Source organism: Spongiibacter sp. IMCC21906 (genome assembly GCF_001010805.1).
Lineage (GTDB): Bacteria > Pseudomonadota > Gammaproteobacteria > Pseudomonadales > Spongiibacteraceae > Spongiibacter.
Map to the genome: position 1 here is coordinate 2586029 of NZ_CP011477.1, position 21171 is coordinate 2607199.

A 21171-nucleotide genomic window follows, 5' to 3' on the forward strand; every position below is an offset into this window, starting at 1 on the left:
CATTGTACCCTGAAATCTCGATGCTTTGAGTACCACTTGCGTTATAACTGTGCGCTTAGAAATACCATTCTGGCATTGTCTGTACGCTCAAAGTCACCCCAGCCGCACCGGCTAAGTCTCGCACGCGCTGAGCAGCTTGGTCATTGGCAAGCCCAATGCGGGTAAACCAGTCAATAGGCACGGCATTTTTAACCAAAAACTCCGCCTGACGCTTTTCTCGACGGTCTAGGTACTTCGCCGGCTCGTGGCGATCGTGAAAATATCGGCAAAAGCCATCAAGGGTTGGCGGCTCTGTTAGCAAGTCCCAATCTATGGCGTCTTTCAGCTGGTACGGGTCGGTATAGGCTACGCTATAAGCCTTGGTCGCATTACGATCATAAAATACGAACTCGGCACCTTCATCCACCACCCGCCTCACATGCAGCTCAAAATGCACAATATCTGCCTGGCCGTAATGGCAACCTGCCACTTGCCCGTGGTGTATAGCACTTAACATGGGCGAGCGCGGAGCAAAATAAAACGGCACATAGTCGTGAATGGTGCCGCCGGGCGGATCCACTACCGCCCTTGTCGAGCGCATACCTTGAGCCCCAGCATGGGCGATATTGTGGTAACCCAGTTGTAAAGCCTCGCCGCGAGTTTTCGACACCAATGCACGCTGCTGAAAAATCGCCGCCAAATTATCAATGGCTGTGATATGAAACAAACGCACAGGGACTGGCATCGCGCACATAAATCAGGACTCGCACATTTCCGTGTCAGCCGCTAAAGCCCCCGTCACCACCGCATCGGTAAAGTGTTGCTGGGTTTGTTGGGCGGTTTGTAGGCGTTGTTTGAGCTGGTCGCAGAGGGTGGTGAGCTCTTCGACTTTGGCGACTATCCTTTTTTGTTCTTCAACGGGTGGAAAAGGGAAAACCAAGTCTCTCAATAGCCCTAAATTTAGGACGTTCATAGTTGAGCCATGACTTTTCTCATATAACTCGTCTTGTATCAATTGACTACCTAAAACCAATCTAATGTATTCCCTGTATACATCTGGGTTTAACCCCAGTTTTACCAAACGCGGGTTAATAATCCCTCGCTGACAACTGTCACTTAAAATCAACACCTTTCCTATTGTCCCAACCAAGCTGATCAATATGTCTCCTGGTTGAACACGGCATGACTCTAACGCCAGATATTTGTCCTCACTAATGTAATAGTCACCAATATTTTCATCATTCGAAATCACCTGCTCTTGACCATATATTTTATATCCAGACTCTACATACATCGTTTTCTTCAATGCCGACCCAAAAGGGCCTGCTTTTAGAGCATTCTTCTCATTTTTGGCGATATTATCGAACTTACACCACTCCCACCCCTCCGGCAGTTCAAACGGTTTTTCTTCGTCGGTGATGGGCGGCAGGGGTTTTTGTTTTTTGATTTTTCTATCTTTTATCAACTGCTCTTTTTCGGCGGCGATGCGTTTTAGCAGTTCGCTGGCGGGCTCGTCGGTTGGGTCTTGTTTGACGAGTTTGCCCATGACGGCGAGTTGCAGGATGGTTTGTTTGAGTTTGTCGATGGCGTGCAGGCCTGCGATGGTGCTGGGAAAGAGGATGTCCCAGTTTTGCTCTAATCTTGCCCAGTTTTCCATTAGCTCGGTGTGGCTTTTGGCCTGGGTGAGTGCGTCCAGCAGGGTATCGGCCAGGGTGGCGTGGGCGTCTAGGCTTTGCTCGGTTTGGTTTTCCAGCTGGTCGCAGAGGGCCATTAGCTCATCAACTTTGGCGACTATGCGGTGTTGTTCGTGTTCGCCAGGGAGTCCAATGACATAATTAAGGAGCTCTTCTTGCTTAATTCCAGCAACGGTGGTGCCAGTCCCTTTGATTTTCAGAGTTGCAAAGGTATTCAAGAAAAATTCAATATTAATGCATGAAGGAAGTTTCACTGCTTTTAGATCTTGATTAATGGCTATAGGAACTCCGGCGATGCCGATCTTCCCCAATCCCATTCTTGTACAGATTAAGACATCTCCAGAGTCGGCTAACTTACTCCCTGATTCAAGTCCGGCCTCAGTAATATAATCCTGAGTCTCATGAATATAACGCGACTTTCCTAGATCTTTAACACTTGCCCAAGGAATATCGCCATCCCAAAATTCGCTATTCCGCTTACTGGGCGTTCCACCACTAATAATGGAGCTAAAAAGCTCTCCCAATCGAACCCACTTCCAACCCAAAGGTAAATCGAAGTGGCACTCTTCTTTTGAAATTTTCGTTAGCTTTTTAGGTCGTTTAATCTTTCCGGCTTTTATAAGCTGCTCTTTTTCTTCGTTAATATGTTCTAGTAACTCACTCGCAGGCTCATCATTCGGATCTTGTGGCACTAATTTACCGCGCACGGCCAACTCTAATATCAGCTCGCGCAGTTTTTTGATGCCGTGTAGATCAATCTTTTTAGAACTGCCACGGCCGGTGCTGGCTTTGCTCTGGATGCTGGACGTCCAGAGGTCAATATTGTCGGTGATTAAATTTTCTACTTTATTCATAGATTGCCGCGTCGCTGACGCTCCTCGCAATGACGTGGGCTTAGTGAGAAAGTGCCTCAGCCAGAATGGTTTTCAGCTGGTCACGCAGGGCCTGTATCTCTTGCTGTTGCTCGGCGTATTGGGCCAGTAGCTGCTCAGGATCGTGCACCACTTGTTCTTCGACATGGGGGTTTTTAATGTCGAGGTTGTAATTGCGCTGTTTGATCTCGTCGATGCTGACTTTCCAGGCCCAGCGGTTTTCCTCGCGAGTGTTAAAACCATCTTCGCGCTTGCCCCACCACTTACGGCACTCGCTAAAGTGCTCCAACTGCATGGGTTTGGTTTTATTAAAGGCTTTAACGCCCTCGGGCAATGGCAGCTCGTAGTACCAGACCTGCTCGGTGGGCTCGACTTTATCAAAAAATAAAATATTGGTTTTAATGCTGGTGTAAGGCGCGAATACCGAGTTGGGCAGGCGCACTAGGGTGTGCAAGTTGCACTCTTTAAGCAGTTGCTCTTTGATTTTGGTTTTTACGCCCTCGCCAAACAAGGTGCCGTCGGGCAGTACCACGGCGGCGCGGCCGCCCTCCTTCAACACTTCGATAATCAGCTGCAAAAACAAATCGGCGGTTTCGCGGGTTTGCATCTCGGCGGGGAAGTTTTTCTCGATGCCGTCTTCTTCGGTGCCGCCAAAGGGCGGGTTGGTAATCACCACGTCTTTGTCGGCATCCCAGTTAGACAGCGGCTGATTGAGCGTATTGCCGTGGCGAATATTGGACGGCACCTCGATGCCGTGCAGCAGCATATTGGTGGTACACAACAGGTGCGGCAGCTGCTTTTTTTCGACACCGGCAATTTGGCCTTGCAGGGTTTGGTAGTCTTGGGTGGTTTTTTGGTAGTGAGTGCGAATATGGTCGGTGGCGCAAGCCAAGAAACCGCCGGTGCCGCAGGCCGGGTCGAATACGGCTTCGCCCAGTTGCGGGTCGATCATTTCGACAATAAAGCGGGTAACGGCGCGCGGGGTGTAGAACTCACCGGCGTTGCCTGCGCTTTGTAAGTCTTTCAGGATTTGCTCGTAAATATCGCCAAACAGGTGGCGCTCGTTGGAGTTGGTAAAATCCACCTCGTTGAGCTTATTAATGACTTGGCGCAAGAGCGTGCCGTTTTTCATGTAGTTGTAGGCATCGCTAAAGGCTTCGCGCACGATAAAACCGCGCGGGTTGGTTTTGATATTGGCGCTGTAGCTTTTTAGCGTAGGGAATAGATCGTCGTTGACGAACTCTAACAACTCATCGCCGGTGATGCCCTGCTCATCCGCCGCCCATTCGCGCCAGAGGTATTTGCTGGGGATGGGTTCGCGGTAGTCGTCTTGCTCTAACTCTAACTGTTCTTCTTGGGCATCAAATATTTTAAGAAACAGCAACCAGCTAAGCTGGCCCAAGCGCTGGGCGTCGCCGTCTACCCCGGCGTCTTTGCGCATAATGTCTTGGATGGATTTGATAACGGTACTGATGGACATAGGTTTCTCTATTGATAACTGCCGCCCGCTATAAGGCGAACGGCAGGCTTAGGTTTTGGGTTTATGCGCTTTTATCGGACTTGTGATAGAGCTGGCGCTCTAGGTCCGCGACAGCCTTTTGGTATTTGGGTTTGCCGCCAAAACCCTGTTTGACGATCTCAAGCGGCGAGCCGTATTGGCTGATAGGCTGGACTTTGAGCACGTTCATGCTTTCGATTTCGGGGATACCCGCATCGGCGTATTTGTCCAGTAAAGCCTCCAGCACGGCGCGAGCAGTGCCAGAGTATTGGCCAAAATAGTTTCGCTTTTTGACGTTATTTGCCCGCTCTTGCCGGGTAAGCGGCGGCTGATCAAAAGCGACGTGGCAGATTAAATCAAAGGCGTCCAGGTCGCGGCCTACATCCTCGCGCAGGGCTTCCCAGATGACGCCTTGTTCGGCCAGCTCGTCCATGACCGCTTGTTTTCGGTCGGCGGCGTTCCATTTATTGATAAATTCATCCAGCGAGGCAAACTGCTGCTGCACGGCTTTGCGGGTGTAGTCTTTAAAGGATTCGGTGACCAGCTTGCCGTCGGCGTCGTAATATTGCACGCGTTCGTCCAGCTTTTTAACGGTGACGCCAGAGACGTGGTACTTGATGTATTCGCTTTCTTCGCAGCCCTCCATGGGGCCATCGTCAAAAGGCGTATCAACGCTGTACCCGGGCCACTCGCCTTCACTTATTTCGCCAGTGTTTTCGGTATCGCCCTCCGGGTAATCATCCTCATTGAGGTTAGTGGGGTCGTTTAGGGCGTCTTCTATTTCAGTGTTTTCTGGGTCGTTAATCTCGGCGGGGCTTATCACCAGAATTTTCTCGGGCACGCCGTCAAAACGCTCGTCGGCAAATAGCTCGGTGGCTTTTTTAAAGTCGAGGATGGTAAACCAGAGTTTGTTGTAGCGGTCGTCTATGCGGGTGCCACGACCAATGATCTGCTTAAACTTGGTCATGGATTGGATGTTTTGATCCAGCACCACCAACTTACAGGTTTTAGCATCGACGCCGGTGGTCATTAACTCCGAGGTGGTGGCAATAACTGGGTAGGGTTTTTTGGGGTTAATAAAGTTATCCAGCTGAGCTTTGCCGATGGCATCGTCACCGGTGATCTTCATCACGTACTTATCGTCTTTGGCAACTTGCTCGGGATTTAGATTCACCAGAGCCCGGCGCATACGCTCGGCGTGGTCAATGTCGTTACAAAAGACGATGGTTTTGGCCATCGGGTCGGTTCGCTTGAGGTAATTGGTGATGGTTTCGGCTACCAGCTCGGTGCGCTCGTCAATGACCATGGTGCGGTCAAAGTCTTTTTGGTTGTAGACGCGGTCTTTAATCACCTCGCCTTGTTTGTCGGTTTGGCCTTTGGTGGGGCGCCAGCCTTCTACGTCGATGTCTATATCCACGCGCACGACTTTGTAGGGGGCGAGAAAGCCGTCTTCAATGCCTTCTTTAAGCGAGTAGGTGTACACCGGCTCGCCAAAGTAGTCGGTGTTAGAGACTTCCTCGGTTTCTTTGGGCGTGGCCGTCAAACCGATTTGGGTAGCGCCGCTAAAGTATTCCAAGATTTCGCGCCAAGCGCTGTCTTCGGCGGCGGAGCCACGGTGGCACTCGTCGATTACGATAAGATCGAAAAAGTCCGGGTCCACTTGCTTGTAGGCTTTTTGGTGTTCTTCGGGGCCGGTTAGGGCTTGGTAGAGGGCCAGGTGAATTTCGTAGGCTGGGTCTACCGTGCGCTTGGTGATTTTGGTCATCGCCTCGCCGAAGGGCTGAAAGTCGTTAATGCGAGTTTGATCCACCAATACGTTGCGGTCGGCCAAAAACAAGATGCGCTTTTTCTGCCGTGCCTTCCATAAACGCCAGATGATTTGAAAGGCGGTATAGGTTTTGCCGGTGCCGGTGGCCATTACCAGCAAAATACGGTCTTGGCCGCTACTGACGGCTTCAATGGATTTGTTAATGGCTTGTAGCTGATAGTAGCGCGGCGTCTTGCCGCTACCGTCGTCATGGTAGGGCTGCTGAATAATCGGCAGCTGGGCCTCGGTATAACCTTTGTAGGCGCAGTACTTTTGCCAGAGGGTCTTGGGGCTAGGAAAATCTTGCAGGCTGATTTCGGATTCAAGTTGCGCGGGGTTGGTTTTATCGTGAAAGATAAAACCATCGCCATTGCTGGCAAACACAAAAGGAACGTCCAGTAGGCGGGCGTAATCCAGCCCCTGCTGCATGCCTTTGCCGACCTCGTGCTTATTGGCTTTGGCCTCAATCACCGCCAAGGGCAGGTTGGGCTTGTAATCCAGTACAATATCCGCCGATTTAACGGTTTTACGCATACCCATTTGGCCGCGCACAATTACTTTGCCATCACGCAGCTTCACTTCTTGGCGAACCTGAGTCATTTTGTCCCACCCCGCCCCCTCTACCGCCGGCAAAATGTACTTAGTAATGATGTCCGTTTCACTGAGCTTCTTTTTATCCATACCGAGCCTGTTGAAGTTGTGTGCTGCCTTTACGTTACCTATTGGGTGTTTGGCACATAATATACCAGTGAAAGCCAAATACATTTAATTTGGACAGGTTAAATGCAGGGTGCGAGAGCGTGGGGCGGCGTAATAAATCACGCGAGAATCAAGAAGACTGAATCAGAGTAAATTTCCGTACAGTTACCGTACTCGCCCATATTCCAGATAAAACAAAGCCCGCATATAGCGGGCTTTGTTATTGATTATGGCGGAGAAGGAGGGATTCGAACCCTCGATGAGGCTATAAACCCCATACTCCCTTAGCAGGGGAGCGCCTTCAGCCACTCGGCCACCTCTCCAAAACTTCTTTTTAAGCATCACTTTTTCATGCCAAGCAATATAAAAGAGGATGCTTAAAACGCGGCGTGATGATAAGTTTTATGACGTTCAAAAAGCAAGTCAAACGACGGCTTTTTGAACAAAGACAAACACTTATCTCTGTACGCGTCTTACGAAACGGGCGGCATGATACCACACTGAGCGGATATGCAAAGACCTAGGACGGCTTTTTTGCTATTCCTTTTCCCCGGTCTTCTCACTTTGAATGCGATCGTAAATTTCCTCGCGGTGAACTGCAACATGCTTGGGCGCATTCACCCCAAGCCGAACTTGGTTTCCTTTAACACCAAGAACAGTAACGGTGACTTCATCACCAACCATCAGTGTTTCACCGATACGACGCGTTAGAATTAACATAGTGGCTTCTCCTTTTTAGAGCCCTAATCCATTACCTCTGGCGTCCCTTCCAATGGTCCTGCCTTGCTTACGTATTACACTATCAATCCAGATCAAAGGCTGAATGTAATGATCTAACCGCAAGCTCCAAATACTTCTCATCGATCACGACAGAAATTTTTATTTCTGACGTGGTTATTAGCTGAATATTAATGGATTCGTCAGCCAAGGCCTTGAACATTTTGCTGGCAATGCCAGCATGGGAACGCATTCCCACTCCCACCAGAGAGACTTTTGCAATTTTATCATCGGTTTTGACTTCACGAGCGCCAGTTTGTTGCACTAAAGTTCGTACAATTGCTTCGGCTTTGCCCATGTCGCCCCGACTCACTGTAAAGGTCAAGTCAGTCGTATTGTCTTCTGCGACGTTTTGAACAATAACGTCGACTTCAATATTCGCATCACTAACCGGCCCTAAGATCTGATAGGCCAAGCCTGGGGTATCTGGCACGCCAAGCACTGTGATTTTTGCTTCATCGCGGGTGAAAGCGATACCCGAAATTGCCGGGTTTTCCATATCGTCTGGTTCCTCTAAGCTAATCAAGGTGCCGGGGCCGTCTTGGAAGGCGTGCAATACCCGTAACGGGACATTGTACTTTCCGGCAAACTCCACCGCGCGAATTTGTAACACTTTTGAACCTAAGCTGGCCATTTCCAGCATTTCTTCAAAAGTAATCCGTTCCAGCCTTCTGGCCGAGCTTACAACTCTCGGGTCAGTGGTATACACACCGTCCACATCTGTATAAATCTGGCACTCATCAGCCTTTAAGGCTGCCGCCAACGCCACACCCGTGGTGTCGGAGCCACCTCTACCCAAGGTGGTAATATTGCCCGCTTCATCCACGCCTTGAAAGCCCGCCACAACGACGACATTTCCCGCGGATAAATCCGACCGAATTTTCTGGTCGTCTATATCTTTTATACGCGCTTTGGTATGGGCCTCATCGGTAAGGATGCGGACCTGGCTGCCAGTATAAGACTTAGCACCATAACCAAGGTCATGTAGAGCCATACACAGCAAAGAAATGGTGACTTGTTCGCCGGTAGAGACGAGCACATCCAGTTCCCTTGGTGTCGGGTTCCCTTGCATGGCCTTGGCCAATTCGATCAAGCGGTTGGTCTCTCCGCTCATTGCCGACACGACAACAATAATGTCGTGCCCTTGATCGCGGAAACCTGCCACTTTTTTAGCCACAGCTTTGATACGCTCAACCGTACCGACCGAGGTACCACCAAATTTTTGAACAATCAGACTCATGTTAACAATCTACTAATGCGCACCCTGCGCTGGAGGGGGCCCATTAAACACCAGATAAACAGTAAAGGAAACGACCTCTTTTGCGCCATACGTGATTTACGTAGTAGCCAGCAATTGCCAGCCCTCATCCCGCACTCACATAGTCTTTCGCTACCTGTAAGGCTTGCGGAATAGCTGCGACATCACTGCCACCACCTTGAGCCATATCCGGTCGACCACCGCCTTTACCACCGACTGATTCGGCGGCCCGTTTCATCAGCTCTCCCGCTTTAAAGCGGCTTGTCAGGTCTTTGGTTACCCCCGCTGCCAAGGCGACTTTATCACCGTCAGCTGCTGCCAACAAAACCACCCCAGAACCCAACTTATTTTTAAGCTGGTCCATGGTGTCTCGCAGGGTTTTAGCATCGGCGCCGTCGAGCTGAGCCGCCAGCAATTTCACACCGGCAAACTCTTCAACTTTGGATAACAGGTCATCACCAGCTGAACTGGCTAACTTAGACTTGGCTGCAGTCAGTTCTTTCTCAAGTTGCTTTTGCTGGGCCAATAGCTGCTCAACTTTCGTTACCAATTTGTCACGGCCCGTTTTGAGCAAGCCAGACAAAGCGACAAGATCGCTATCGGCACGATCAAAAACCTCAAGAGCCGCCCCGCCGGTGACCGCTTCTATTCGACGAATGCCCGCAGCAATCCCCGCCTCGCTAACGATTCGCATCATGCCAATATCGCCGGTGCGAGTCACATGGGTGCCACCACAGAGCTCAACAGAGAAGTCGCCACCCATGCTTAGCACCCTAACTTCGTCGCCATACTTTTCACCAAACAACATCATGGCGCCACGCTCTTTGGCGCTGTCGATATCCATTTCTTGGACTTCAACCGGGGTGTTGCGACGGATTTCAGTATTGACTAAGCCCTCTATCTCTGCCAGCTGGTCTTTGCTGATCGCTTCAAAGTGAGAGAAGTCAAAACGCAGTCGCTGGGAGTCAACCAGGGAGCCTTTTTGATTAACATGCTCCCCCAAAACCTGACGCAATGCCGCATGCAGAAGATGGGTAGCGGAGTGATTTAAAACCGTTGCACCACGAATGCGGTTATCCACTTCTGCTTTAACCGATGCGGATTTAGCAGCGGTGCCGCGACTGAGCACACCGTAATGAATATGGTGCTTGCCCGCTTTTTGGGTATCGCGCACTTCAAAACGGAAATCATCACCTGTAATGACACCGGCGTCGCCGACCTGGCCACCCGACTCTGCATAAAACGGGGTGCGATCTAAAACCAAGGCGCCTTCGTCGCCCTCTCCCAACGCATTCACTAGCTGGCCATCTTTTATCAGCGCTATCAGCTGCGCGTCACCCGCTAAATCGTGATATCCCGTAAATTCCGTTTCACCGGCAAGATCCAGCTGAGCACCCATATCCATTTTAAAATTAGATGCCGAGCGCGCCCGCTGACGCTGGGCTTCCATTGCCGCTTCAAAGCCCGGCATGTCCAGAGTCAAATCCTGTTCTCGGGCAATATCTGCGGTGAGGTCCACCGGAAAACCGTAGGTGTCGTAAAGACGGAAAACCGTTTCACCAGGAATTTCTTTGCCGTTTAAACTTTGCAAATCTTGTTCTAGGATTTTCATCCCTTGATCCAAGGTTTTTGCAAACTGCTCTTCTTCCAGCAATAACACCTTGGCAATTTGCTCGCCGCGCTCATGCAGCTCGGGATAAGCATCCCCCATTTCGGTGGCCAAGGGCGCAACCAGCTGATGAAAAAAGGCTTGTTGGGCACCTAGCTTATTACCGTGACGAGCGGCCCGACGAATGATGCGACGTAGAACATAGCCCCGCCCTTCGTTAGAGGGCATCACGCCATCAGCGATCAAAAACGCACAGGAGCGAATATGGTCAGCAATCACCCGCAACGAGGTGTGGGTTTTGTCTTCTACCTTTAAAACCGCTGCAGTGGCATCTATCAGATTCTGGAACAGGTCAATCTCATAGTTGCTGTGCACACCCTGCAACACGGCGGCAATACGCTCCAATCCCATTCCGGTGTCTACCGACGGCGCTGGCAGTGGCGTCATGGAGCCATCCGCGCCCCGGTTAAATTGCATAAAAACGTTGTTCCAGATTTCGATATAGCGATCGCCATCTTCTTCTGGGCTGCCCGGAGGACCACCGGCCACGTCGGGGCCGTGGTCATAAAAAATCTCGGTACAAGGACCACAAGGGCCGGTGTCGCCCATAGACCAGAAATTATCCGAGGCGTATTTTTCGCCTTTGTTGTCCCCAATGCGAACCATACGGGCTTCGGGCACACCCATTTCCTGGGTCCAAATGGCATAGGCTTCGTCATCATCGGCATAAACCGTAACCCACAGCTTGTCTTGATCAATGCCCAGCCACTCTGGTGAAGTCAAAAAATGCCAAGCAAACTTGATGGCATCACGCTTGAAATAATCACCAAAACTGAAATTACCCAGCATCTCAAAAAAGGTGTGATGACGGGCGGTATAGCCGACATTTTCCAAGTCGTTATGCTTGCCTCCAGCGCGAACACAGCGCTGGGAGCTAACCGCTCTGACATACGGACGCTGCTCTCGGCCCAGGAAGGCGTCTTTAAACTGCACCATTCCCGCATTGGTAAATAACAATGTAGGGTCATCGCCAGGTACCAGCGAGCTGCTCGCAACTGCGGTGTGACCATTACTCTCAAAATAGCGAATAAAGGCATCACGAATGGCAGCACTTTTCATGGTTCAGGTCTCTCAGTCTCGTCGCTATCCTCCCCAGAGGAGATAGCGATAATTTGTAGATATAAATAGCAACCGCCAGCCCATGTGAGCTGGCGGAAAAGTCGGTAAGTATATAGAAATGGAGGGATATTGTATCCTGCCACAACGTTGGAAAGCCGCCAACTGCGCCGAGTTTAGCTCAGCTTTTCTTCAGTATTAAGGGGGCGAGCCTCAGATTCCAGCATGACGGGAATGCCGTCGCGCACAGGATACGCCAACGCGCTAGCTCGGCAAATTAACTCATTGCGCTCTTTATCAAACTCCAACGGTGCCTTGCTGACCGGGCAAACCAGTATTTCCAACAGTTTTTTGTCTATCATTTACACATCACTCGTATCAATTCTTTTGGTTTTGGTACGCCTTAATTTATCGCTTGGCTTATTGGCCTTTGTCCGGCGAACGCGTTGGCATATCACCAACTAACAGCTCGGGGTCCAAACGTTTACCAAACCAATTCATTCGCCAATCAAGGTGTGGACCAGTGGCTCGACCTGTTGCACCCACTTCGGCAATGGGCTGCCCCTGTTCAATATTTTGGCCTTCTTTAACCAAAATCTTACTGAGATGGATAAACGTTGAAGAAATACCCTGGCCATGATCAATAATCAGCGTACCGCCAGAGTAAAACATATCGTCATACGCCAAGGTGACAACGCCAGCAGCCGGGGCAACCACTTCAGCGCCAACCGGTCCGGCCACATCCACCCCGTAGTGAGGTCGTCCGGGGCTGCCATTATAAACACGCTGGCTGCCGAACACACCGGTTATTGGCCCCTGTAACGGCCAGATAAACGATTGGGCAAAATCTTGTCGATATAAAAATTCTGCTCGTGCGCCCCGGACTAACGCCGCTTCTTTTCTAATACGATCCAGCACTGACGCCGGCGGGGTAACGGTTTTTTGAGGTACGCCTTCTATACGCTGAATATTGTATTGACGCTGCTCAACATCCAGCACCTTTGCTTCGCACTGATCATCCGCGGCACAAAGTTTGAGCGTTACTTTTTCAGGCGCGTCTCTATCAAAACCAAAGGCAAACAAGCCGTTATCTGCAACTTTAACGCTTTCGTCACCCACAAAAACACGGGTTTCCGGCGCGACTTCACCCCATACCATTGCGCCCTGAATCAACTGGCCATGCAATTCAATCTCAGCAAAAACCGACGGTGAAAGGGCAAACAACATAATTGCGATATAATTTTTCATTGGGATATTTATTCTCCATTGCCAGCTGCAATACCATACTCTTTTAATAACAACGAAAACAGCATATGTCGAGATACCGACCACCTCGCCCACAAGGCTCCAACTACATCACCCCCCAAGGTGAACGAGCGCTCCGAACAGAGCTTAGAGAGCTCTGGAAAGTAGAGCGCCCCCAAGTCACTGCGGTGGTACACGAGGCCGCCAAAAATGGCGACCGCTCAGAAAATGGTGACTACATTTATGGTAAACGTCGGCTGCGAGAAATAGATAGCCGAGTTCGATTTTTAACCAAACGCCTAGAAAATCTCACTGTTGTCGCTGAGCTCCCTAGCGACCGGCAACGGGTCTTTTTTGGCGCCTGGGTCACCGTCGAAAAAGATGACGATGGTGAGCAGCAACGCTATCGTATCGTGGGTCCAGATGAGTTTGACCTCAGTAAAAACCACCTGTCGATGGACTCGCCATTTGCCCGAGCCATGCTCGGAAAACGGTTAAATGACGAATTCGTCGTTGCAAGCCCTACCGGAGAACAGGTTTACTATATCGCCGCCATTGACTATGAACCGCTCTAGCAGGCGTTAATCAATAATGTAAAGGAGTTATCTCGACAATGTTTTTGCTCTCACTCATTTGGGCGTGGACCGCATGGAACCTCTACCGTCCTCACAAGCAAAGACCAGAAGCGCTTGCGGTCATGAGTTTTATCTTCGGGATGCTTTTTGGCGAAATCGGTCTCCATCTTGTCGCCTTAGAAATTCTACTCACTCTGTTAGTCATCAGCTTTAACGAACTTAGCGGCATCGGCGACGCCTTGGGGTTAGCCATCGCCATGGCCAGCTGGCTGGCCATTGGATTATTTTACTTTCGTGCTCGGCGCACTGAACCGGTTATGGAGCAAGCCGTTCGCTACGCATTAGACTTGCCCGCCGATGCCCCCCTGCCCACCGACGGTATAGTTTGCCACGAGCCCGACTTTAAGCGGCTGCTCAATCCCTTTAACTTCAAAGCGCCGGGAACCACGTCTTTTCGCAATATTGAATACCACCGTGAAAATGGTCGACCACTGCACGTTGATATATACAGCCCTCAAGCAAAGCCAAAAAACGCGCCCGTGTTATTACAAATTCATGGCGGCGCGTGGATGGAGAAATTCGGCAGCAAGGAGCAACAAGCGCAACCATTAATGTCGCAGCTCGCGGAAAATGGCTGGATCTGTGTCGCTGCACAATACCGGCTCAGCCCCAGTGCGACGTTTCCAGACCATATTATTGACTGCAAACGCGCCTTGCGCTGGGTAAAAGAACATATTGCCGACTACGGTGGTGACCCCGATTTTATTATCGCCACCGGTGGCTCAGCCGGTGGCCACCTAAGCAGCCTTTTGGCCTTGAGCGCGAACACCCCTGACTTCCAACCCGGCTTTGAAGAAGCGGATACCCGCGTCCAAGGTTGCGTACCATTTTATGGCTTCTATGATTTTCTCAATGAAGAGCAGCGCGGGCACCAGCGGATACAAAACTGGGTGCTGTATCGAGTCTTTAAAAAGACCTTAGCCGAAGCACCTGAGCTGTGGAAAGCGGGCTGCCCGGCATCGTGGGCAAGCGAAGACGCGCCGCCATTCTTGATCATTCATGGTGAGTGCGACTCGCTGGTGCCCTGCACTGAGTCTCAAAATCTTTATGAAATACTCAGGGAGAAATCAAAACAGCCTGTTGCTTACGCCGAACTGCCCGATGCCCAGCATGCCTTTGACATCCCGGTATCACTGCGCACACAAATTGTGGCAAACACGCTCTGTATTTATCTTTGCGAAATGCACCGGCGCTATCAGGAAGGATAAAACCAACACCGCCCTACTGACATACAGCAGGGCGGTGGTTTACGTTACAAACTCATTTTTAGACGGTTGTAATCAGCTTAAGAACGACCTAAAACGGAATCCAAGATTTCTTTTTAGTGTAATGGGTGTATCCCACATTGGCACCACCACGCAGGCCCACTCCCGTACGAATCGGTGCTAGCGTTACCTCGCCACTACGTTGGTAATTGACGCCCACGCCAGCTACCACGTAAACGCTGCCTTCAACACCGGGGAAGCGCTGGAACAACTGCTCTGCGTCATCAAGCTTATATACCAGCGTGAACACCTTGGAGGCATTGGCGCCCAAATCAAAGCCTACCGACGGCCCTTGCCAAAACACTTTTTGGGTTTCACCTGCCACCGTTTGCAGCTCGCCCTTACCGTAACGAACCCCAACCGATATCGCCGCAGAAATTTCTTCTCCAGCAATAATGGCATTGGGGCTGCCTTGATCTTCAAACACTTTCTCTACCGCTTTTGCCAGACCTTCGGTGGTTTCACCAAAAAAGGCATTGGCTTTTTCAAGCACTTCCTCTTGGCTAAAGCCATTATTAGTTTTGGTGGCGGTGTTTGTTTCCTCTTCGGTCGCAGCGGGTTGCTGGGCCGCAGCCAGGCCAGTAAACAGCGTTAACACCATCGCCAATAAAGATGAGCGAATCATTGTTATTTTCCCTTTGGTCATAGTTTATGCCCCTGAAAGTTGAGTGCTTTTAAGTAAAGCGCGACTAAGCAACCTCTGCAAGCGTCGATAGCAATTTAGTCATATCACCTCCGCACTCTGACAACAAAATCCGTAATTTTAACAACGCCGCCACACTAATCGCATCGGTGATCCGACCATCCATAGCCATCGCTATTGCTTCATGCAATGCCAGTCGCTGAACTTCAATGTCTTCGGTGGGTTCTAGATCAGCCTCTCCTTGGGTCAAATCCAAAGCCAAAAACACCTCCGCAGACTCATCGCATACTGAATTTGATAAATGCATGTCCATCAGTTTAAAACAGCGCTGGGCTCGCAGCCCCGTCTCTTCGGCAAGTTCTTTTCGGGCCGTTGCCACCGCCGATGCATCAAGGGGGCAGCCTCCTTCCGGAATCTCCCAGCTCTCAACTTCAAGCGGGTAACGAAACTGCTTTACCAAGTAGGTATAGCCCTCTTCGTCCAGCGGCAATACCCCTACTGCCTTGCTCTGAAAGCAAACTTTACCGTAGATTCCCTCGGTGCCACCGGGCGTAATAACCTCATGATGCTCAACCCGTATCCACGGATTCTCGTACACTGTTTTGTTACTTAAACGGCGCCAAGGGCCGATGTCTTTGCTCATGCTGCCTCCAGGCACGCCGTCACCCGCTCCCGAAGCTTAGACAGCGTATCGTCATTAAACCAAGGATTCTTTTTCAGCCAAATTTGATTACGAGGTGACGGATGGGGTAGCGGAAAAAATAGCCCGCTGCCATCGTGGTTCTTCACTCTAGCCGTCAGCGTGGGGTGCGCTTTTTGCAGGGACGTCGGCAAATAATACCGTTGCGCATACTGGCCAATTAGCAGCACTAACTTGACATGGGGTAGATGCTTCAATAGCAAGTCATGCCATTTGGGCGCGCACTCCGGCCGCGGCGGCAAATCGCCAGATTTGCCTTTGCCGGGGTAGCAAAAACCCATCGGCATAATGGCAAGACGAGGATCAGAATAAAATTGCGTCCGGTCCATCTGCAGCCACTGCCGAAGCCGATCGCCAGAGGGATCATTCCAGGGAATCCCGGTTTTGTGAACACGCGTGCCTGGCGCTTGGCCAATCAATACTATTTTTGCCCGCGGCTCCGCCACCACAACTGGCCGCGGTCCCAGCGGCAAATGCGCCGCGCAGTGTTGGCAAGCTCGGATATCAGACAAGATGTTTGGCAATGCACTCATGCCCGCATTGTGCGCAGGAAAGCTGCCCTCAGCAAGCAGCTAGCGATATATCCACAATAGACAACGGCAAAAAAACACCATCAAAAACCTAGCCACACTTATTCGCTAAGAACGGACAAACCCAATGCATCGAAGGTCTCAATAGAAACCCGCCCTTTAGCCAGCCCCTTTGCCTGCTGATATTCAGCTACCGCCTCTTCGGTACGCTTGCCCATCTTACCGTCGGCGTAACCCGGGTCGTAACCTGCTGCCTTCAAGGCTTTTTGCAAACGGCTCACTTGAGCAGTGGTAAAAGCGGGTTTACAAAGAATTTCTCGCCAATCCAATTTGGCATCGGCCACTTTCTCTCGATACTGAAAGGTTTGGTACTCAGGGGGGACAACACGCCTGACTTGGCGTTCAGGCTCGACGATGCGTCTTACCCGAACTGTTTTATAGGTAGCAGGGTGGACAATTTCCACCGTGTGTTCAGGAATATCCACCACGCGCTTAGAAAGCGTTTCGAACACGGCTGGAATAACTTCGGTACGGTATTTTGCCGACGCGACCAACACCTGTTTGCTGATGTTTCGGTATTTTGCAGGGGTCGTCTCCAGGTGCAAAATTTCGCCGGTTTCTTCATCAACCCGTTCTTTAGCACCTCGACCAGCACGCCAAACTTGTTGCTCGGGAACCTCCAGCACCTGTTCGACGACGGTTTTATATGTCGCCGGTGCCACCAGCACCTGTTTTCGCCGTTGGGGCAACACCTCCGTTCGCTCCTCCACCCATTTATAGGTTGCTGGCACCACTTTTAGCTGTATATGCTCCTCGCTGACCATCACTTGCTCTTCTACCCATGCCATTTTTGCTGGCAGCATGTCTACTTGTTCTTGGGCTTCTTTTACAATCCGACGTTCACTGCGCTCTACATACTGTGCGGGCACCAGCATTTTGGCGTAACAACTACCACTTTTCGCGTTGGGAGGCATATTAGACAACGGCTGGGTATCGGCTTGTTCTGCACGCAGCTTCTCAATTTGAATAAGGGCATCAGCCAGCGCCCCTTCCAAATCATTAATGCGTTCGTCACTTTGGGTATAAACCGGCGGCACGGCAGCAATATGATTCCGCTGTGTCGATGGCAACTGACAAGCCATCAAACTCCCAACAATCGCCAATACCAAAATCGTCTTACCTAGTCGCAACGCACAGCCCCTGTTAACAAAAAAATGCCGTCTAAATATAGTTGTTAGGGGCGGCGTTTTCTATCATTTAACGCGACTATTTTTGGCGTACTTATCAGTATTAAGTAATTGTTATTTAACTAATTATCAAGATAGCAAGCACTGTAATCTAGCATTTAAAATCAACCTCCTTTTTAAACTTTTAATACACCAAAAAATCATTCCGCACCCACTCCCCCAGAAATACATCTGACCCAAACCTACACCCCAACCACATACACTTCACGAGCTGATTAAACAAACCGAGCACCGACTTAAAAACCCATCAATAGACCGGAAAACCCTATCGCGACCAAGCACTTTGCTATAAACGAACAAAGGCGTTTCCATACGCTGAAGCCCAGGCAAACTCTCGCACTTTATGGTTTAATAGCGCCCTTTCACTTTTCAGCTTAAAGGCAGGCACGACGCAGTATGACAAGCGCTATTGGCTCACTTTTTTCCCATGACGAATTCTTGCAACGTCATATTGGCCCAGACCAACAAGAACTGCAGGCAATGCTGGATAGCGTGGGAGCATCATCGCTGGATGAGCTAATTGAACAAACCGTGCCAGCGTCGATATTACGGGGCGCCATGCCATTACCTGCCCCCCAAGGCGAAAGCGACACCCTTAATGAGCTAAAAGCCATCGCCCAGAAAAACCAAGTTGCCCAAAGTTTTATTGGCATGGGCTATCACGACACCATTACCCCCGCCGTTATTTTGCGAAATGTGCTGGAAAACCCCGGCTGGTATACCGCATATACACCCTACCAACCCGAAATTGCCCAGGGTCGGCTGGAAGCACTGCTAAACTTCCAGCAAGTAGTTATGGACCTGACGGGCCTGGAATTGGCCAACGCCTCGTTGCTTGATGAATCCACCGCTGCAGCCGAAGCCATGGCCTTATGCAAGCGCATTGCCCGCAAAAACAAGAGCAATGTGTTTTTAATTGATGAAAACTGCCACCCGCAAACCATTGCTGTCGTTAAAACCCGGGCACTGCCTCTTGGGCTCGACGTTGTGGTCGCTGACGCCCAGTCTGCCCTGACCACCACAGAATGTTTTGGCGTATTACTGCAATATCCCGGCAGCAACGGGCAGTTAACGGACCTGCGCCCACTGATAGAGGAAGCCAAGCAACGTGACATCAGCACCGTGGTCGCCGCCGATATTTTAAGCTTATTACTGCTGACACCTCCCGGCGAGCAAGGCGCAGACATTGTCATTGGCAGCGCCCAACGCTTTGGGGTGCCCATGGGCTTTGGCGGCCCCCATGCCGCCTTTATGGCCACCAAAGACAAATTCAAACGCTCCCTGCCCGGCCGCATTATTGGGGTATCGGTGGATACCAAGGGTAAACGCGCCCTGCGCATGGCCATGCAAACCCGCGAACAACACATCCGCCGGGAAAAGGCCACTTCTAACATTTGCACCTCCCAGGCACTACTGGCAGTCATGGCGTCTTTCTACGCGGTGTATCACGGCCCTCACGGTCTTAAAAAAATCGCCGCCCGCTGTAACCGCCTGGCAGGATTGTTTGCACTCGGCCTGGAAAAAATGGGGTATCAGTGCAACAAACAATTTTTTGACACCATTTGCGTTGATACCGGCGACGATACCGGCCGCATTTTTAATGCCGCCGCAGACCAGCTCATAAACCTTCGTCGCTTTGATAGCCAACTCAGCATCAGTTTTGATGAATGCAGCAAAGTTGAAGACCTGCAAAAACTTTGGCAGCTGTTTCAAACCGACCAACCCTTACCAAATGTCGCAGCCTTAGACGAAGAATTGCCCCAGCTACCCGGCATCCCCGCTACGCTACAACGTCAAAGCGAGGTGCTAAGTCATCCAATATTTAATCAATACCACTCCGAAACAGAAATGCTGCGTTATATGAAGCGGCTGGAAAATAAAGACATCGCCCTGAACCACTCGATGATCGCCTTGGGCTCCTGCACCATGAAGCTAAATGCGACCGCAGAGATGATCCCCATTACCTGGCCAGAATTTGCGCGCATCCACCCCTTTGCACCTAAAAACCAGGTCTCGGGCTACCTGGAAATGATCCGTCAATTAGAAGCGCAACTTGTCGCCTGCACTGGATACGACCATTTTTCTATGCAACCTAATGCGGGCTCCCAAGGGGAGTACGCTGGTTTGCTAGCTATAAAGCGCTACCACGAAAGCCGAGGGGACCACGAACGTAATATCTGCCTTATCCCCAGCTCAGCCCACGGTACCAACCCAGCGTCTGCAGCCATGGCGGGTATGTCCGTTGTTATTGTTGGCTGTGACCGCCAAGGCAATGTCGACATTGAGGACCTCAAAGAAAAAGCCCAACGGCATAGCGGTGAACTCGCTGCCATTATGGTCACTTACCCCTCAACACACGGGGTATTTGAAGAAGGCATTCGGGATATTTGTAAAATTGTTCACGACTGCGGTGGCCAGGTTTATGTTGATGGCGCCAATATGAATGCATTGGTAGGCGTGGCAGCGCCCGGCGAATTTGGTGCCGACGTCTCCCACTTAAACCTGCACAAAACCTTCTGTATTCCCCACGGCGGCGGCGGACCCGGCATGGGGCCTATTGGTGTAAAAAGTCATCTTGCGCCATTTTTACCCAACCATCCCGTGTCCAGCGTCGACGGAATTGAAGCCAGCAACGACACCATCTCTGGCGCCACCTATGGCAGCGCCGGCATACTGCCCATTTCGTGGAGCTATATTCGCTTGATGGGCGCAGAGGGTCTTAAAAAAGCCACCCAGGTCGCCATCCTCAACGCCAACTATGTTGCCAAGCGACTCAGCCCCCACTTCCCCGTGCTCTACACTGGGCGCAATGACCGCGTCGCACACGAGTGTATTATTGACCTGCGTCCGCTTAAAGACAGCAGCGGTATTACCGAAGAAGACATTGCCAAACGCCTTATGGATTACGGCTTTCACGCCCCAACCATGTCGTTTCCCGTGCCCGGCACACTGATGATTGAGCCTACCGAAAGCGAATCGCAGTACGAGCTGGATCGTTTCTGTGACGCCATGATCCAAATCCGTCAAGAAATTGCCCAGGTCGAAAGCGGACACTACCCGGCAGACAATAACCCGCTAGTAAATGCCCCTCATAGCTATAACGATGTTGTCGTCACTCATTGGGACCATCCCTATTCCAGAGAAGAGGCTGTTTTTCCGGTTGCCAGCTTGAGAGAAAACAAATACTGGCCATCAGTAAACCGAATCGACAATGTCTATGGCGATCGCAACCTGTTCTGTGCCTGTCCGCCTATTGAAAGCTACCAATAGCGGGCTTAAACCCCAGAATTAGGTCTAGGCATTAAGTGTTTGTTAAGGCAAAATAATTTACAATGCGAAAATATATCGATGGCCACCAACGACACATGCGGTATGGTTATCACAGTGAACGTTGGGGCGAGTCAAAAATGATCGACGCATCCATGGATTGGTAGCAGCTACGCTAAAAAGAAAAATTTGACTCAAGGCCCCAAAAACGCGTATTTAAATAGCTGATTTACTACCTAATTCACAGAATTGGGATTCAGGTATGAACTAACATCCAAGCTTAGATGCGAACATATTGTGTTTGTGGTCAAAGTCCGTAAAACTACGGCC

At 50.6% G+C, this 21171-nt stretch carries 16 protein-coding genes and 1 tRNA gene; 3 read left to right on the top strand and 14 right to left on the bottom strand.

What is annotated here, in order from left to right; genetic code table 11:
* Positions 1-55 precede the first annotated feature (55 nt).
* The 10 genes from IMCC21906_RS11950 to IMCC21906_RS11995 form a co-directional block, all read right to left on the bottom strand.
* Positions 56-724, bottom strand: a complete 669-nt coding sequence (locus tag IMCC21906_RS11950; protein ID WP_047012361.1) for a DUF4433 domain-containing protein — start codon at positions 722-724, stop codon at positions 56-58.
* A gap of 12 nt (positions 725-736) precedes the next feature.
* A complete protein-coding gene (locus tag IMCC21906_RS11955; RefSeq protein WP_047012362.1) occupies positions 737-2527 on the bottom strand; it encodes a restriction endonuclease subunit S in 1791 nt (596 codons plus the stop codon).
* A gap of 40 nt (positions 2528-2567) precedes the next feature.
* A complete protein-coding gene (locus tag IMCC21906_RS11960; protein WP_047012363.1) occupies positions 2568-4025 on the bottom strand; it encodes a class I SAM-dependent DNA methyltransferase in 1458 nt (485 codons plus the stop codon).
* Positions 4026-4086: 61 nt separating this feature from the next.
* On the bottom strand, positions 4087-6531 hold the full coding sequence (gene hsdR / locus IMCC21906_RS11965; RefSeq protein WP_047012364.1) for an EcoAI/FtnUII family type I restriction enzme subunit R: 2445 nt from the start codon (positions 6529-6531) through the stop codon (positions 4087-4089).
* A 248-nt stretch (positions 6532-6779) separates the two neighbouring features.
* Positions 6780-6872 (bottom strand) — tRNA-Ser (locus IMCC21906_RS11970).
* Between the two features lie 214 nt (positions 6873-7086).
* Positions 7087-7269 (bottom strand): carbon storage regulator CsrA, encoded by a 183-nt coding sequence (gene csrA / locus IMCC21906_RS11975; protein WP_047012365.1) that lies wholly within the window; start codon positions 7267-7269, stop codon positions 7087-7089.
* An 82-nt stretch (positions 7270-7351) separates the two neighbouring features.
* A complete protein-coding gene (locus tag IMCC21906_RS11980) occupies positions 7352-8566 on the bottom strand; it encodes an aspartate kinase (protein WP_047012366.1) in 1215 nt (404 codons plus the stop codon).
* A gap of 124 nt (positions 8567-8690) precedes the next feature.
* The gene (alaS, locus tag IMCC21906_RS11985; protein WP_047012367.1) at positions 8691-11312 is read right to left on the bottom strand and encodes an alanine--tRNA ligase; all 2622 of its coding nucleotides are present in this window, start codon (positions 11310-11312) and stop codon (positions 8691-8693) included.
* Between the two features lie 173 nt (positions 11313-11485).
* On the bottom strand, positions 11486-11671 hold the full coding sequence (locus IMCC21906_RS11990) for a Trm112 family protein (protein ID WP_047012368.1): 186 nt from the start codon (positions 11669-11671) through the stop codon (positions 11486-11488).
* 58 nt (positions 11672-11729) lie between these two features.
* Positions 11730-12557 (bottom strand): M23 family metallopeptidase, encoded by an 828-nt coding sequence (locus IMCC21906_RS11995; RefSeq protein ID WP_047012369.1) that lies wholly within the window; start codon positions 12555-12557, stop codon positions 11730-11732.
* A 65-nt stretch (positions 12558-12622) separates the two neighbouring features.
* Between IMCC21906_RS11995 and greB the strand changes: the two genes are divergently transcribed.
* Positions 12623-13129: a transcription elongation factor GreB gene (greB, locus tag IMCC21906_RS12000; protein WP_047012370.1), complete on the top strand. Its 507-nt coding sequence runs from the start codon at positions 12623-12625 to the stop codon at positions 13127-13129.
* A 38-nt stretch (positions 13130-13167) separates the two neighbouring features.
* Positions 13168-14397, top strand: a complete 1230-nt coding sequence (locus tag IMCC21906_RS12005; protein ID WP_052763514.1) for an alpha/beta hydrolase fold domain-containing protein — start codon at positions 13168-13170, stop codon at positions 14395-14397.
* A gap of 88 nt (positions 14398-14485) precedes the next feature.
* On the opposite strand, the gene IMCC21906_RS12010 is transcribed toward IMCC21906_RS12005, so the two are convergent.
* The 4 genes from IMCC21906_RS12010 to IMCC21906_RS12025 all read right to left on the bottom strand — a co-directional run bounded on the left by IMCC21906_RS12010 (position 14486) and on the right by IMCC21906_RS12025 (position 17517).
* Positions 14486-15079, bottom strand: coding sequence for a DUF1134 domain-containing protein (locus IMCC21906_RS12010; protein WP_047012371.1), 594 nt, complete (start codon positions 15077-15079; stop codon positions 14486-14488).
* A 64-nt stretch (positions 15080-15143) separates the two neighbouring features.
* Positions 15144-15740, bottom strand: a complete 597-nt coding sequence (locus IMCC21906_RS12015; protein WP_047012372.1) for an NUDIX hydrolase — start codon at positions 15738-15740, stop codon at positions 15144-15146.
* Positions 15737-16330 (bottom strand): uracil-DNA glycosylase family protein, encoded by a 594-nt coding sequence (locus tag IMCC21906_RS12020; RefSeq protein WP_047012373.1) that lies wholly within the window; start codon positions 16328-16330, stop codon positions 15737-15739. The genes IMCC21906_RS12015 and IMCC21906_RS12020 overlap by 4 nt, the downstream gene beginning before the upstream one ends.
* Positions 16331-16428: 98 nt before the next feature.
* Complete coding sequence (locus tag IMCC21906_RS12025; RefSeq protein ID WP_156166044.1) at positions 16429-17517, bottom strand: peptidoglycan-binding protein; 1089 nt, start codon at positions 17515-17517, stop codon at positions 16429-16431.
* A 453-nt stretch (positions 17518-17970) separates the two neighbouring features.
* On the opposite strand from IMCC21906_RS12025, the gene gcvP reads away from it, so the two are divergent.
* A complete protein-coding gene (gene gcvP, locus IMCC21906_RS12030) occupies positions 17971-20844 on the top strand; it encodes an aminomethyl-transferring glycine dehydrogenase (protein WP_047012374.1) in 2874 nt (957 codons plus the stop codon).
* Positions 20845-21171: the final 327 nt, after the last annotated feature.

What these genes read in the sequence shown, in the direction of transcription:
- csrA (WP_047012365.1), bottom strand. Translation starts at nt 7,269, where the DNA reads ATGTTAATTCTAACGCGTCGTATCGGTGAAACACTGATGGTTGGTGAT.
- alaS (WP_047012367.1), bottom strand. Translation starts at nt 11,312, where the DNA reads ATGAAAAGTGCTGCCATTCGTGATGCCTTTATTCGCTATTTTGAGAGT.
- greB (WP_047012370.1), top strand. Translation starts at nt 12,623, where the DNA reads ATGTCGAGATACCGACCACCTCGCCCACAAGGCTCCAACTACATCACC.
- IMCC21906_RS11995 (WP_047012369.1), bottom strand. Translation starts at nt 12,557, where the DNA reads ATGAAAAATTATATCGCAATTATGTTGTTTGCCCTTTCACCGTCGGTT.
- IMCC21906_RS11960 (WP_047012363.1), bottom strand. Translation starts at nt 4,025, where the DNA reads ATGTCCATCAGTACCGTTATCAAATCCATCCAAGACATTATGCGCAAA.
- hsdR (WP_047012364.1), bottom strand. Translation starts at nt 6,531, where the DNA reads ATGGATAAAAAGAAGCTCAGTGAAACGGACATCATTACTAAGTACATT.
- IMCC21906_RS11980 (WP_047012366.1), bottom strand. Translation starts at nt 8,566, where the DNA reads ATGAGTCTGATTGTTCAAAAATTTGGTGGTACCTCGGTCGGTACGGTT.
- IMCC21906_RS12010 (WP_047012371.1), bottom strand. Translation starts at nt 15,079, where the DNA reads ATGATTCGCTCATCTTTATTGGCGATGGTGTTAACGCTGTTTACTGGC.
- IMCC21906_RS11950 (WP_047012361.1), bottom strand. Translation starts at nt 724, where the DNA reads ATGCCAGTCCCTGTGCGTTTGTTTCATATCACAGCCATTGATAATTTG.
- IMCC21906_RS12015 (WP_047012372.1), bottom strand. Translation starts at nt 15,740, where the DNA reads ATGAGCAAAGACATCGGCCCTTGGCGCCGTTTAAGTAACAAAACAGTG.
- IMCC21906_RS12005 (WP_052763514.1), top strand. Translation starts at nt 13,168, where the DNA reads ATGTTTTTGCTCTCACTCATTTGGGCGTGGACCGCATGGAACCTCTAC.
- IMCC21906_RS12020 (WP_047012373.1), bottom strand. Translation starts at nt 16,330, where the DNA reads ATGAGTGCATTGCCAAACATCTTGTCTGATATCCGAGCTTGCCAACAC.
- gcvP (WP_047012374.1), top strand. Translation starts at nt 17,971, where the DNA reads ATGACAAGCGCTATTGGCTCACTTTTTTCCCATGACGAATTCTTGCAA.
- IMCC21906_RS11955 (WP_047012362.1), bottom strand. Translation starts at nt 2,527, where the DNA reads ATGAATAAAGTAGAAAATTTAATCACCGACAATATTGACCTCTGGACG.
- IMCC21906_RS11990 (WP_047012368.1), bottom strand. Translation starts at nt 11,671, where the DNA reads ATGATAGACAAAAAACTGTTGGAAATACTGGTTTGCCCGGTCAGCAAG.